The following is a 563-nucleotide window of genomic DNA, read 5'->3' as shown; positions in this document are numbered from 1 at the left end:
AGAAATAGCTCCAGAAAGGGATCTCATGCATCTCCATATCCTGGTACAACATGGGCACCACACAAATAGGGAAATCCCCGGCTATACCTCCACCAATTTGGAAAAAACCAACCCCTTTATCTGTATTCTTGGTGTACCAATCGGCGATGAAGCCCATATACTCAATTCCTGATTTCATGGTGCTGGCTTTCAATTCGCCTTTCATTACATATGAGGCAAAAATGTTTCCCATGGTACTGTCTTCCCACCCGGGAACTACCATTGGCAAATTCTTCTCGGCAGCAGCGTACATCCAGGAATCCTTAAGATCGATCTCATAATATTGTTCCATTACTCCGCTTAGCAACAGCTTATACATGAATTCATGAGGGAAATATCTTTCCCCGGCAGCTTCAGCATCCTTCCATATCTTCACAATGTGCTTCTGAATTCTTCTAAAAGCCTCCTCTTCAGGAATACAGGTATCAGTAACCCGGTTAAGCCCACGCTCCAGCAGGTCCCACTCGTCCTGAGGTGTAAGATCCCGGTAGTGAGGCACGCGTTCATAATGTGTATGAGCAACC

Annotated in this window: 1 protein-coding gene; it reads right to left on the bottom strand. The window is 45.6% G+C overall.

What is annotated here, in order from left to right:
* The coding region (locus tag HC175_RS16850; RefSeq protein ID WP_168139510.1) for a deoxyhypusine synthase family protein at nucleotides 1–563 on the bottom strand (563 nt) is incomplete at both ends.

It is taken from the genome of Salinimicrobium oceani (assembly GCF_012037645.1).
This window is presented reverse-complemented; position numbering and strand designations above follow the sequence as displayed.